The 13,339-nt window shown below is 73.3% G+C and carries 8 protein-coding genes; 2 read left to right on the forward strand and 6 right to left on the reverse strand.

Features of this window, described 5'->3' with window-relative positions; genetic code table 11:
* Positions 1-234: 234 nt before the first annotated feature.
* Both ABZ861_RS13070 and ABZ861_RS13075 read right to left on the reverse strand, forming a co-directional pair.
* The gene (locus tag ABZ861_RS13070) at positions 235-1,047 is read right to left on the reverse strand and encodes an HAD family hydrolase (protein WP_361628325.1); all 813 of its coding nucleotides are present in this window, start codon (positions 1,045-1,047) and stop codon (positions 235-237) included.
* 289 nt (positions 1,048-1,336) lie between these two features.
* Positions 1,337-2,596 (reverse strand): ATP-grasp domain-containing protein, encoded by a 1,260-nt coding sequence (locus ABZ861_RS13075; protein WP_361628660.1) that lies wholly within the window; start codon positions 2,594-2,596, stop codon positions 1,337-1,339.
* A 338-nt stretch (positions 2,597-2,934) separates the two neighbouring features.
* Here ABZ861_RS13075 and fahA point away from each other — a divergent pair, with 338 nt between their 5' ends.
* Positions 2,935-4,146 (forward strand): fumarylacetoacetase, encoded by a 1,212-nt coding sequence (fahA, locus tag ABZ861_RS13080; protein ID WP_361628328.1) that lies wholly within the window; start codon positions 2,935-2,937, stop codon positions 4,144-4,146.
* 520 nt (positions 4,147-4,666) lie between these two features.
* Positions 4,667-5,605 (forward strand): M56 family metallopeptidase, encoded by a 939-nt coding sequence (locus tag ABZ861_RS13085; protein WP_361628331.1) that lies wholly within the window; start codon positions 4,667-4,669, stop codon positions 5,603-5,605.
* 333 nt (positions 5,606-5,938) lie between these two features.
* On the opposite strand, the gene recQ is transcribed toward ABZ861_RS13085, so the two are convergent.
* The 4 genes from recQ to nuoL form a co-directional block, all read right to left on the reverse strand.
* Positions 5,939-7,990, reverse strand: coding sequence for a DNA helicase RecQ (gene recQ, locus ABZ861_RS13090; RefSeq protein ID WP_361628663.1), 2,052 nt, complete (start codon positions 7,988-7,990; stop codon positions 5,939-5,941).
* A 158-nt stretch (positions 7,991-8,148) separates the two neighbouring features.
* Positions 8,149-9,798: an NADH-quinone oxidoreductase subunit NuoN gene (gene nuoN, locus ABZ861_RS13095; RefSeq protein ID WP_361628334.1), complete on the reverse strand. Its 1,650-nt coding sequence runs from the start codon at positions 9,796-9,798 to the stop codon at positions 8,149-8,151.
* A complete protein-coding gene (locus tag ABZ861_RS13100; protein ID WP_361628337.1) occupies positions 9,795-11,366 on the reverse strand; it encodes an NADH-quinone oxidoreductase subunit M in 1,572 nt (523 codons plus the stop codon). Before ABZ861_RS13100 ends, nuoN begins: the two co-directional genes overlap by 4 nt.
* A gap of 5 nt (positions 11,367-11,371) precedes the next feature.
* Positions 11,372-13,327, reverse strand: coding sequence for an NADH-quinone oxidoreductase subunit L (gene nuoL, locus ABZ861_RS13105; protein ID WP_361628340.1), 1,956 nt, complete (start codon positions 13,325-13,327; stop codon positions 11,372-11,374).
* Between the last annotated feature and the right edge of the window lie 12 nt (positions 13,328-13,339).

A 13,339-nucleotide genomic window follows, 5' to 3' on the forward strand; every position in this document is an offset into this window, starting at 1 on the left:
CGACCGGTCGGCCCCCGGCCCCGCCGGCGGTCCGGCCGGTCGCGTGCGTTTCCGCCCGGCGGCCCGGCCGGTGGGACGCGTTTCCGCCCAGCGGACCGGCCGGTGGGACGCGATCCGCCCGGCGTCCTAGCGATCGGACGCGTTTCCGCCCGGCGGTCCGACCGGGCTGACACGTATCCGACGGCGGTCCGATCGGGCTGACGCGTTTCCGACGCCGCTGACGGCCCGTCCGGTTCAGGACTCGGGGAACAGCCGCTCCAGGACGACCGCGACGCCGTCGTCCTCGTTCGACGAGGTGACCTCGTCGGCCACCGCCTTCAGCTCGGGGTGGGCGCCTGCCATGGCGACGCCGCGGGCGGCCCACCGGAACATCGGGACGTCGTTGGGCATGTCGCCGAAGGCGAGGGCGTGCTCGCGGCCCAGCCCGAGGCGCGCGGCGGCCAGCGCCAGCCCGGTCGCCTTGGTGACGCCGCGGGGCTGGAGCTCGACGGTCCCCGGCCCCGACATGGTGACCGTGGCCAGCGAGCCGACCACGCCGCGGGCCACCGCGGCCAAGTCGTCGTCCGACAGCGTGGGATGGCGCAGCAGCACCTTGATGATGGGCGCCCGCCACAGCTCCTCGCGCCGCTCGATCCGCCGGGCCGGCAGGGTCGGGTGCGGCATCCGGTACCCCGGCTCGATGAGCGTGAGCCCGTCCGCTCCGTCCTGGTCGACCGCGGCGTACACCTCCCCCGCCTCGGCCTCGATCTTGCCGAGCGCGGTCTCGGCCGCCTCCCGGTCCAGGGCGACCGACCACAGCAGGCGGTCCGCCCCGGCGTCGTAGAGCTGCGCGCCCTGGCCGCACACCGCGAGCCCGGTCGCGCCCAGGGCCCGCAGCAACGGCCGCACCCGCGGCGCCGGCCGGCCGGTCACGACCAGGTGCCGCGCACCGGCCGCCGCCGTCCGCACGAGCGCGGCACGCGACCGCGCGGACACGGTGTCGTCGCCGCGCAGCAGCGTTCCGTCCAGGTCGGTGGCGATGAGGCGGTACGCGGGGGGTGCGGGCATGATCAGAGGATACGGACCACCCACCGCCCGAACCCCACGGGAGGCGACGGGGGGCCACGGCCGCCGAAGCCCGGCCAGTTCCCGCCGACTCCTTCTGCGCGCCGACCAGTTGACGGCCTCCGGGCCGCGGTCAGCCGCCCGGAGTGTGGTCGCGGGACCGGCGCTGCGGTCAGCCGCCCAGGGCCGCGCTCGCAGGACCGGCGTAGCGGTCAGCCGCCCGGCTCCGTAGTCACAGGACCGGCACCGCGGTCAACCGCCCGGCGCCACCGTCGCGGAACCCGCGCCGCGTTCAGCCGTCCGGTCCCGCCGTCGCGGGACCGGCGCCGCCGCGTCGGTGGGTGCGCCACAGGCGGTAGAGGTGGGACGCGCCCGGCCGTGCGCAGCGCGCGAGCATGACGAGGAACGGCAGCGGATCGTCGCCCGCCAGCCACGCCAGCTCCGTGCCGCTCGCCTTCGCCGGGGCGTGCGGCGTGGTGTAGCCGCTGCGGCGGTAGGCGAGCAGGGCGGGCAGGTCGATGTTCTCCACGAGGTAGCGGCGCCCGGCGCGCTGCTCGCCCTTGGGAACGGGGCGGCCGGTCAGGTCCAGGTGCATGGCCCGCACCACGTCCACCCCCGCCTCGTTCTCGAAGAGGCGGAACTGGGCGCCCATGCGCGGATTGAAGTCGAGGAGCTTGTACCGCCCGTCGCGCCGGTCGAAGCGCAGGTCGAGGTCGACGATCCCGGTGTAGCCGATCTGTTTGACGAAACGGGCGGCGAGGTCGGCGAGTTCCGGGTTGTCCACGACGTAGGCGCTGGCCGTCATGCCCGCGTGCGGCGGCCAGGAGCGGACCTTGACCCCGGTGAACATCGCCAGCGGCGTCGAGTCCGCGCCGACGTAGGCGTGCACGATCCAGTCCTCGGCCGCCTCCCGGGGCAGGTACTCCTGGAGGATCACCCCGGGTCTCTCGCCCCACTCGCGGGCCAGGGCGAGCAGTCCCGCGCGGGTGGCGATCCTGGTGGTGCCGTGCACGGCGGGGCGGCTGCGGCGGGCGAACGCCTCGCGGTTCTTGGCCACCACGGGGAAGCGGGCGTCCGCGGCGAACGCGACGACGTCCTCGTACGAGTCGGGGAAGGCGGCGGCCGGGGAGGAGACGCCGTGCTCGGCGCACAGCTCGTGCAGGCCCTGTTTGCTGGCCAGGCGGCGCGGCAGGCCGGGCGGGACGCGCGGGAAGAGGAAGCGGCCCGCGAGTTCGTCCTGGTGCTCGGCGATCAGGACGGCGGCCTCCTCGTCGGTCGGGACGAGGACGGCGGGCCGCCCGATGCGGCGCCCGATCCGCAGCAGCCCCTCGACCAGGTGCTCCGCCTCCTCGCTGCCCCTGGTCGGCCAGACGAACGCACGAGCGAGATAGCGGGAGGACGCCGCGGGCGTGTAGGGGTCCTCGGTGACGGCGTACATGGGCACGCCGAGGCGGCCCAGACTGCGGACGGCGCCGACTCCGCCGTGGTGCAGCGGGTAGTCGCCGAACTTCACGAGCAGGCCCGGCACGTCGCGGTCGGCCGCGAACGGCACGCTGACGGCGTTCCCGGCCTCATGTCTGACCACGTGTCTGACCGCGCTTCCGGCCACGTGTCTGACCACGCCTGCGGCCACGTGTCTGACCGTGCTCCCGGCCACGTTCCCGGCCACGCGTCCCCTCACCGGTCCCCCTACGGGAGCGGACCCACCCCGTCCGCCTCCCGCAAAAGACGCTAAGCCGGAACGGAGTGCTCCGACAAGAGCAATCCGGACATTGCAAACTCTTTAGAGCCTGCCCAAGACAGCCGCCGCCCCCGTAACGTGTGGTCCGGCCACATGTATGGGTGGCCCGCCACTGGAACGCACGGAACACGAGAGTGAGGCAGCACCCCATGCCCCCCTTCGAGGTCCCCGAGGGCGACCCCTTCGGTCCGCACAACCTTCCCTACGGCGTCTTCTCCCGTGCCGGATCGCAGGAGCGGACCGTCGGCGTCCGGCTCGGCGACCACGTCCTGGACGCGGGCGCCGCGGCGCGTGCGCTGGGCTCCCCCTATGCCGCCCTCCTCGGCCGGCCCACCCTCAACCCCCTGCTCGCGGCGGGCCGCACCGCCTGGTCCGACGTGCGGCGCGCGCTCACGGCCTGGGTGACGGCGCCCCCTCACCAGGAGACCGTCGCGCCGTTCCTGCACCCGCTGTCCGAGGCGACCCTGCACCTGCCGTTCGACGTCGCCGACTACGTCGACTTCTACGCCTCGGAGAACCACGCGCGCAATGTCGGCCGGATCTTCCGCCCGGACGCCGAGGACCCGCTGACCCCGAACTGGAAGCACCTGCCCATCGGCTACCACGGCCGCGCGGGGACGGTGGTCGTCTCCGGCACGGAGGTCGTCCGCCCGTCGGGCCAGCGCAAGGCCCCCGCGGACCCCGCCCCGGTCTTCGGCCCCTCCGTGCGGCTCGACGTCGAGGCCGAGGTCGGCTTCGTGGTCGGCGTGCCCTCGCGCGCCGGGCAGCCGGTGGCGCTGGAGGACTTCCGCGAGCACGTCTTCGGACTGTGCCTGCTCAACGACTGGTCGGCGCGCGACATCCAGGCCTGGGAGTACGTCCCCCTCGGCCCGTTCCTCGGCAAGTCCTTCGCCACCTCGGTGTCCGCGTGGATCACACCGCTGGACGCGCTGGAGGAGGCACGGGTCGCCCCGCCGGAGCGGACCCACGCACTGCTGCCGTACCTGGACGACGCGAAGGAGGAGCCCGGCGGATACGACCTGCGCATCTCGATCGCGGTCAACGGCTCCACGGTCTCCGAGCCCCCCTTCTCCACCATGTACTGGACGGCCGCCCAGCAGCTCGCCCACATGACGGTCAACGGCGCCTCCCTGCGCACCGGCGACCTGTTCGCCTCGGGCACGGTGAGCGGACCGGAGCCCGCCCAGCGCGGCTCGCTCCTCGAACTGACCTGGAACGGCAGCGAGCCCCTCGAACTCCCCGACGGCAAGCGGGCCTTCCTGGAGGACGGGGACGTGGTGACCCTGTCGGCCTGGGCCCCGGGGGCGGACGGCGTGCGCGTGGGCCTCGGAGACGTGACGGGCCGGATCACGGCGGGCTGAACGGAGGCGTCCGGACGCCGAGCGCCGTGCGGCGGGGGACGTACGGCGGGCCGCGGGCGGCAGGCGGCAGGCGGCAGGCACGGTGTACGGCGGCCGCGGCGCGCGTGACGCCGAGTGACGGGCGGCGGGGGCCGTACGGCGAGCGGTCCTCGCCAGGCCCAGCCGCTCGTGACGCCGAGCGACGGGCGACGGGCGCCGTACGGCGAGCGGCGCCCGTCAGGCCCGGTGACGGGCGGCGAGCGACGGGCGGCCCCGCCAGGCCCCAGGACGAGCGGCGGCCGGCGCTCTGCGGGGCGCAAGGGAGTTGGCGCCGGAGTCCTGACTCCGGGCGCCGTCCGCCGTCATACTGACGAGGGCGCCCCGCGCGCTAGGCGCGCCCGCCGCCGCACCACCAGCACAGCCGCACCACCAGCACAACCGCACCACCAGCACAACCGCACCACCAACACAACCGCACCACGACTACAGCCGCACGACCGCACCACCGCCCCTCCGCCGATCAGGACCCGGAGTCCGTGGCATGACCGTCTGCCTGCTCCTGCTGAGCGCCGTCGCGCTGACGGCCGCCGTGCCCGTTCCGCACGCGCTGACCCGGGCGGCGTGGCCGGAACGGGAACCGGTCGTCGGCCTGTGGGTGTGGCAGTGCCTGGTCGCCACCGTCCTGCTGTGCTGCCTGGCCGGGCTCGTGCTGGGCGCGGCGGCCGTCTTCCACACCGTCCGCGACGGGGTGTTCGCGCCCGCTCCGCCCTCGGTGGCCGCCGCCTACGGCCTGTCCTCCGCCCCGGCCTGGGCCGCGGTCCTCACCCTCCTGCTGGCGAGCGGCGCCGCCTGGACCACCGCGATGCTCGGCCGCGAACTCGCCGAGGCGCGGCGGCGGCGCGGGCAGACCCGCGCGCACCTGCGGGAGCGCGCCCCCGAGTTGCCCGCCGGGCTGCCCAGGGCCCGCGGTCCGCTGCTGGTGCTGGAGGACGAGTACCCGGACGCCTGGTGGATGCCGGGCCATCCGCCGCAGCTCATCGTGACCACCGGCGCCCTGCACCGGCTGACCGGCCGTCAACTCGACGCCGTGCTCGCCCACGAACGCGGGCACGCCCGCGCGCACCACGACTGGCTGCTGCACCTGTCCACCGCGCTGGCGACGGGCTTCCCGCGCATCCCGCTGTTCGCGCACTTCTGCGATCAGACCCACCGCCTGGTGGAGCTGGCCGCCGACGACACCGCCTCGCGCCGGCACGGCCACCTCACCACGGCGCTGGCCCTGATCGAGCTGAACCAGCACCGCGGGGTGCTGTCCTGCGCCTCCAGTCACCGCCTCCTGGGCGAACGCGTCGACCGCTTGCTGGAGCCACGGCCCCGGCTGGCCCGCAGGCGGAGGGCCCTGGCGACGGCGGTGGCGGCCCTGGTGCCCCTGCTGCCCCTCCTGATCGCCTTCGCCCCCGGCCTGAACGCGCTCGGCTGAACCACCGCCCCGGCCAGACCACCCCGGTCAGACCGCGCAGACCAGACCACGCAGGCCGGACAGCCCACGCCCCCGCAGCGCCGGGCGCCCGGCACCCCCCGGCGCCTGGCATCTCCCCGGCGTCCCACGCCCGCCATCACCCGGCCCCTGGCATCTCCCCCGGCGTCCAACGCCCGCCACCACCCGGCCCCCGGCATCTCCCCGGCGTCCCACGCCCGCCACCACCCAGCCCCCGGCACCCCCACCCGGCGTCCAACACCCGGCGCCCCCTCCCCTCAACGCCTCACCCGGCGGGCGCCTCACCGGCGCCCAGCACCCCCAGCACCCCGCGTGTCACATCCAGTCGTCGGGCTCGGGTTCCGGCTCCGGCCCCGGCTCCGCCGCGAAATCCGGGTCGGGGTCCGGTCCCGTTCCCACGCCGAACCCCCGCGCCCCTGCGGGGTTCGACGCGGCGGCAGGCGCCGCTCCCTCCGCAGGCCCGTCCTCCGGCTGCGCCGCCTCGCCTCCCGGCAGCGACGCCAGCGCCGCGAGCACGCCCTCGCCGTAGGTCGCCAGCTTCTTCTCGCCGACCCCGCCGACCGTGCCCAGTTCCGCCACGGACCGCGGCCAGAGCGCGACGATCTCGCGGAGGGTGGCGTCGTGGAAGACGACGTAGGCCGGGACGCCCTGTTCGCGGGCCTGTTCGGCACGCCAGGCGCGCAGCGCCTCGAACGCGGGCAGCAGGTGCTCGGGCAGTTCGGCCACCGCCGCCTTGCCCTTGGCGCGCCCCGCGGCGCCGGAGGACGACGCCGACCGCGCGGACGGCTGGCGCTTCGGCTCCTTGCGCAGCGGCACCTCCCGCTCGCGCCGCAGCACCGTCGCGCTGGCCTCGGTCAGCACCAGCGTGCCGTACTCGCCCTCGACCGCGAGCAGTCCCTGCGCCAGCAACTGCCGTACGACGCCGCGCCACTCGCCCTCGGTCAGGTCCTCGCCGATGCCGAACACGGAGAGCTGGTCGTGGTCGAACTGGATGATCTTGGCGGTGCGCTTGCCGAGCAGGATGTCGATGATCTGGCCCGCCCCGAACTTCTGCCCGCGCTCGCGCTGGAGCCGCACCACCGTGGACAGCGCCTTCTGGGCGGGGACCGTGCCGTCCCAGGTCTCGGGCGGGGCCAGGCAGGTGTCGCAGTTGCCGCAGGGGGTCGGGGACGGGTCCTGGCCGAAGTAGGCGAGAAGCTGCCCGCGGCGGCACTGCACGGTCTCGCACAGCGCGAGCATCGCGTCCAGGTGGGCGGCGGCGCGGCGGCGGAAGTTCTCGTCGCCCTCGCCGGACTGGATCAGCTTGCGCTGCTGGACGACGTCGTTGAGCCCGTAGGCCATCCAGGCCGTCGACGGCAGGCCGTCGCGTCCGGCGCGGCCGGTCTCCTGGTAGTAGCCCTCGACCGACTTGGGCAGGTCCAGGTGGGCGACGAACCGGACGTCGGGCTTGTCGATGCCCATGCCGAAGGCGATCGTGGCGACCACGACCAGCCCCTCCTCGCGCAGGAAGCGGGACTGGTGCTCCGCGCGCGTGCGCGCGTCCAGCCCGGCGTGGTACGGGACCGCCGCGACGCCGTTGGCGGACAGGAACTCGGCGGTCCGCTCCACCGAGTTGCGCGACAGGCAGTACACGATGCCCGCGTCGCCGGCGTGCTCCTCGCGGAGGAACGCCAGGAGCTGCTTGCGGGCGTCGGCCTTGGGCACGATGCGGTACTGGATGTTGGGCCGGTCGAAGCTGGCCTCGAAGTGCCGGGCCTCGGGCATGCCGAGCCGCTGGGTGATCTCCTGGTGGGTGGCCCGGGTGGCGGTCGCCGTGAGCGCGATCCGCGGCACGTCCGGCCAGCGCTCGCCCAGCAGGGACAGCGCGAGGTAGTCCGGGCGGAAGTCGTGGCCCCACTGGGAGACGCAGTGCGCCTCGTCGATGGCGAAGACGGAGATCTTGCCGCGGGACAGCAGGTCGAGCGTGCCGTCCAGGCGCAGCCGCTCGGGCACCAGGTAGAGCAGGTCCAGCTCGCCCTGGAGGAACTCGGCCTCGACGGTGCGCCGCTCGTCGAAGTCCTGCGTGGAGTTGACGAACCCCGCGCGCACGCCCAGCGCCCGCAGGGCGTCCACCTGGTCCTGCATCAGGGCGATCAGCGGCGAGACCACGATGCCCGTACCCGGTCTGACCAGGGCGGGGATCTGGTAGCACAGCGACTTGCCGCCGCCGGTGGGCATGAGCACGACGGCGTCGCCGCCCGCGACGACGTGCTCGACGACCGCTTCCTGCTCGCCCCGGAAGCTCTCGTATCCGAAGACCCGGTGCAGCGTGGCCAGCGCCTCGCTGTCCGTCACTGCCATCTCGGTGACACCGCCTGTCCCGCCCATCGTCGCGTCCCCCGTCCGTCGTCCCTCGACCACCCCACCACGATAGGGCTCCCCGCCGACATGTCCGGAGTTTTCCACAGGCTGGGGGCGGAGTGCGAAGACGGTCCGGCCCGGCCCCCTGAGAAGGGCCGGGCCGGACCGTCACGGTGCGGGCGCGCTCAGCGCACGAACACCCCTGCCTGGCTCGCCAGGTCCAGGAAGTACTGGGGGGCGACGCCGAGGACCAGGGTGACGGCCACGCCGACGGCGATGGCGGTCGTCGTGAGCGGGGACGGCACGGCCACCGTCGGGCCTTCGGGATGCGGCTCGCTGAAGAACATGAGCACGATCACGCGGATGTAGAAGAAGGCGGCGATGGCCGACGAGATCACGCCGATCACGACCAGCGGCGCCGCCCCGCCCTCCGCCGCCGCCTTGAACACGGCGAACTTCCCCGCGAAGCCGGAGGTCAGCGGGATGCCCGCGAAGGCCAGCAGGAACACCGCGAAGACCGCCGCGACCAGCGGCGAGCGCCGCCCCAGACCGGCCCACTTCGACAGGTGGGTCGCCTCGCCGCCCGCGTCGCGCACCAGCGTCACCACGGCGAACGCGCCGATCGTCACGAAGGAGTAGGCGGCCAGGTAGAACAGGACGGAGGACACGCCGTCCTTCGAGGTCGCGATGACGCCCGCGAGGATGAAGCCGGCGTGCGCGATCGACGAGTACGCCAGCAGGCGCTTGATGTCGGTCTGGGTGATCGCCACGATGGCGCCGCCGAGCATGGTGACGATCGCCACGCCCCACATGACCGGCCGCCAGTCCCAGCGCATCCCCGGCAGCACGACGTACAGCAGGCGCAGCAGCGCGCCGAAGGCCGCCACCTTGGTCGCCGCCGCCATGAACCCGGTGACCGGGGTCGGGGCGCCCTGGTAGACGTCCGGGGTCCACATGTGGAACGGGACGGCGCCCACCTTGAACAGCAGCCCCATCACGAGCAGGGCGGCGCCGAGCAGCAGCAGCGCGTCATTGCCCATGGTGCCGGCCAGCGCCGGGTCCACGGTCTGCACGCTGCCCTCGACGACCTGCGCGATCCGCGCGTACGACACCGAGCCGGCGTACCCGTACAGCAGGGCGATGCCGAACAGGGTGAACGCCGAGGCGAACGCGCCGAGCAGGAAGTACTTGACGGCGGCCTCCTGCGACATCAGGCGCTTGCGGCGGGCCAGCGCGCACAGCAGGTACAGCGGCAGCGAGAAGACCTCCAGGGCCACGAACAGCGTCAGCAGGTCGTTGGCGGAGGGGAACACCAGCATGCCGGCGACGGCGAACAGGAGCAGCGGGAAGACCTCGGTGGTGGTGAAGCCCGCCTTCACCGCGGCCTTCTCGCCGTCGCTGCCCGGCACGGACGCCGCCTGCGCGGCGAAGGAGTCCACGCGGTTGCCGTGCGCCTCGGGGTCGAGGCGCCGTTCGGCGAAGGTGAACAGGCCGACCAGTGCGGCGAGCAGGATCGTGCCCTGGAGGAAGAGGGCCGGGCCGTCGACGGCGACGGCGCCCATGGCCGCGATGTGCGCCTTCGTGGTGCCGTAGCCGTCGGCGGCGAGCGCGACGACCGCGGCGAACGCGGCCGCCAGCGCGACGGCGGAGACGAACACCTGTGCGTAGTAGCGGGACCTGCGCGGGAGGAACGCCTCGATCAGGACGCCGACGAGCGCCGCGCCCAGGACGATCAGGGTGGGCGACAACTGCCCGTATTCGATCTTCGGCGCCGGGATCTTCGAGATCGGTTCGGCCGCTGTTGTCCACAGGCTGTGGACGGCTGGTGCGCTCACGGGGCCGCCTCCACCTTCGGCTGGGGATCGGTCTGGTGTACGTCGGACATGGTCTGCCGCACCGCCGGGTTGACGATGTCCGCGACGGGCTTCGGGTAGACGCCCAGGAAGATCAGCAGCACGATCAGCGGGGCCACGACCACCAGCTCGCGCACCCGCAGGTCCGGCATCGCGGAGACCTCCGGCTTCACCGGGCCGGTCATCGTCCGCTGGTACAGCACCAGCGTGTAGAGCGCGGCGAGCACGATGCCGAAGGTGGCGACGACGCCGATCGCCGGGTGCCGGACGAACGTGCCGACCAGCACCAGGAACTCGCTGACGAACGGCGCGAGGCCCGGCAGGGACAGGGTGGCGAGGCCGCCGATCAGGAACGTCCCGGCGAGCACCGGGGCGACCTTCTGCACCCCGCCGTAGTCGGCGATGAGCCGGGAGCCGCGGCGGGAGATCAGGAACCCGGCGACCAGCAGCAGCGACGCGGTGGAGATGCCGTGGTTGACCATGTAGAGCGTGGCGCCCGACTGGCCCTGGCTGGTCATCGCGAAGACGCCCAGGACGATGAAGCCGAAGTGCGAGATCGACGCGTACGCCACCAGGCGCTTGATGTCGCGCTGGCCCACCGCGAGCAGCGCCCCGTACAGGATGCTGATCAGGGCCAGGACCAGGATGACGGGCGTCGCCCACTTGCTGGCCTCGGGGAAGAGCTGGAGGCAGAAGCGGAGCATCGCGAACGTGCCCACCTTGTCCACCACCGCCGTGATGAGGACGGCGACCGGGGCGGTGGCCTCCCCCATGGCGTTGGGCAGCCAGGTGTGCAGCGGCCACAGCGGCGCCTTCACCGCGAAGGCGAAGAAGAAGCCGAGGAACAGCCACCGCTCGGTGCCGGTCGCCATGTGCAGCGAGCCGTTCGCGCGGGCCTGCGCGATCTCGGAGAGCGAGAAGGTGTGCGCGACCGTGTACAGCCCGATCACCGCGGCCAGCATGATCAGGCCGCCGGCCAGGTTGTAGAGGAGGAACTTGACCGCCGCGTACGACCGCTGGGTGGCCGCCGCCTCCTCGCCGTGCTCGTGGGCGCGGTCCCCGAAGCCGCCGATCAGGAAGTACATCGGGATCAGCATGGCTTCGAAGAAGATGTAGAAGAGGAAGACGTCCGTGGCCTCGAAGGAGACGATCACCATCGCCTCGACGGCCAGGATCAGGGCGAAGAAGCCCTGCGTGGGCCGCCAGCGGCTGCTGCCGGTCTCCAGGGGGTCGGCGTCGTGCCAGCCCGCGAGCATCACGAACGGGATCAGCAGGGCGGTCAGCGCGACCAGCGCCACGCCGATGCCGTCCACGCCCAGCTCGTAGCGGACCCCGAAGGCGGCGATCCAGGAGTGCGACTCGGTGAGCTGGTACCGGGCGCCGCCCGGGTCGAAGCGGACCAGGACGAGGGCGGCCAGCGCGAGCGTGGCGAGCGAGACGAGCAGCGCCAGCCACTTGGCGGCGGTCCGCCGGGCGGCCGGCACGGCGGCCGTGGCCACCGCCCCCACGGCCGGAAGCACCGCCGTCGCTGTCAGCAGGGGAAAGGACATCGGTATCAGACCGCCCTCATCAGCAGGGTCGCGGCGACGAGCAGCGCCGCACCGCCGAACATCGAGACCGCGTAGGAGCGCGCGAAGCCGTTCTGGAGCTTGCGCAGCCGCCCCGACAGGCCGCCCACCGAGGCGGCCGAGCCGTTGACGACGCCGTCCACCAGGGTGTGGTCGACGTAGACCAGCGAACGCGTCAGGTGCTCGCCGCCGCGGACCAGGACGACGTGGTTGAAGTCGTCCTGGAGCAGGTCGCGCCGGGCGGCCCGGGTGAGCAGCGACCCGCGCGGGGCCGTCGCCGGGACCGGCTTGCGGCCGTACTGCGCGTAGGCGACGGCGACGCCGATCACCAGGCACGCCATGGTCGCCCCGGTGACCGTCCAGGCGCCGAGCGGCGAGTGGCCCTCGCTGTGCCCGGTGACCGGCTCCAGCCAGTGCAGGAAGCGGTCGCCGAGGCTGAAGAACGCGCCGCCGAAGACCGACCCGACGGCCAGCACGATCATGGGGATCGTCATGACCTTGGGCGACTCGTGCGGGTGCGGCTCGGCGTGTGCGCCGTGCGCCCCGTTCTCATCGGCCGCCGGCTCCGCGCTGGGCGCGGCCGGGGACGGGGTGGGCCGATGGCGCCAGCGCTCCTCGCCGAAGAACGTCATCAGCATCACGCGCGTCATGTAGAAGGCGGTGAGGGCCGCGCCCAGCAGGGCCGCGCCGCCGAGGATCCAGCCCTCGGCGCCGCCCTTGGCGAAGGCCGCCTCGATGATCTTGTCCTTGGAGAAAAAGCCGGACAGCCCGGGGAAGCCGATGATGGCGAGGTAGCCGAGGCCGAAGGTGACGAAGGTGACCGGCATGTACTTACGCAGGCCGCCGTAGCGGCGCATGTCGACCTCGTCGTTCATGCCGTGCATGACGGAGCCCGCGCCGAGGAACAGCCCGGCCTTGAAGAAGCCGTGCGTCACCAGGTGCATGATCGCGAAGACGTAGCCGATCGGGCCCAGGCCCGCGGCCAGCACCATGTAGCCGATCTGCGACATGGTCGATCCGGCCAGGGCCTTCTTGATGTCGTCTTTGGCGCAGCCGACGACGGCGCCGAACAGCAGCGTGACCGCGCCGACCACGGTGACGGCGACCTGCGCGTCCGGCGCCCCGTTGAAGATCGCGCCGGAGCGGACGATGAGGTAGACGCCCGCGGTCACCATCGTGGCGGCGTGGATGAGGGCGGAGACCGGGGTCGGGCCCTCCATCGCGTCCCCGAGCCAGGACTGGAGCGGCACCTGGGCGGACTTGCCGCAGGCGGCGAGCAGCAGCATCAGGGCGATGACGGTGAGCCGGCCTTGTGAGGCGTCGCCCGCGTGCCCGAGCACCGGGCCGAAGGCGAACGTCCCGAAGGTCGTGAACATCAGCATGATCGCGATCGACAGGCCCATGTCGCCGACCCGGTTGACCAGGAACGCCTTCTTCGCGGCGGTGGCCGCGCTGGGCTTGTGCTGCCAGAAGCCGATCAGCAGGTAGGAGGCGAGGCCGACGCCCTCCCAGCCGACGTACAGCAGGAGGTAGTTGTCGGCGAGGACGAGCAGCAGCATCGCCGCGAGGAACAGGTTGAGGTAGCCGAAGAAGCGGCGGCGGCGCTCGTCGTGCTCCATGTAGCCGACGGAGTACAGGTGGATCAGCGAGCCGACGCCGGTGATCAGCAGCACGAACGTCATCGAGAGCTGGTCCAGGCGGAACGCGGCGTCCGCCTGGAAGCCGCCCACCGGAATCCAGGTGAACAGGTGCTGGATCAGGGTCCGGTGGTCGGCGGACCGGCCGAGCAGGCCGGTGAAGAGGACCAGGCCGATCACGAACGAGGCGGACGCGAGCAGGGTGCCGATCCAGTGGCCGACGGCGTCGAGCCGGCGGCCGCCGACCAGGAGGACGGCCGCTCCGAGCAGGGGCGCCGCGATCAGCAGCGCGATCAGGTTCTCCACAGTTCTTCCGAC

Source organism: Streptomyces sp. NPDC046985 (genome assembly GCF_040644415.1).
Taxonomy (GTDB): Bacteria; Actinomycetota; Actinomycetes; order Streptomycetales; family Streptomycetaceae; genus Streptomyces.

What these genes read in the sequence shown, in the direction of transcription:
- ABZ861_RS13070 (WP_361628325.1), bottom strand. Translation starts at nt 1,047, where the DNA reads ATGCCCGCACCCCCCGCGTACCGCCTCATCGCCACCGACCTGGACGGA.
- recQ (WP_361628663.1), bottom strand. Translation starts at nt 7,990, where the DNA reads ATGGGCGGGACAGGCGGTGTCACCGAGATGGCAGTGACGGACAGCGAG.
- fahA (WP_361628328.1), top strand. Translation starts at nt 2,935, where the DNA reads ATGCCCCCCTTCGAGGTCCCCGAGGGCGACCCCTTCGGTCCGCACAAC.
- ABZ861_RS13085 (WP_361628331.1), top strand. Translation starts at nt 4,667, where the DNA reads ATGACCGTCTGCCTGCTCCTGCTGAGCGCCGTCGCGCTGACGGCCGCC.
- ABZ861_RS13100 (WP_361628337.1), bottom strand. Translation starts at nt 11,366, where the DNA reads ATGTCCTTTCCCCTGCTGACAGCGACGGCGGTGCTTCCGGCCGTGGGG.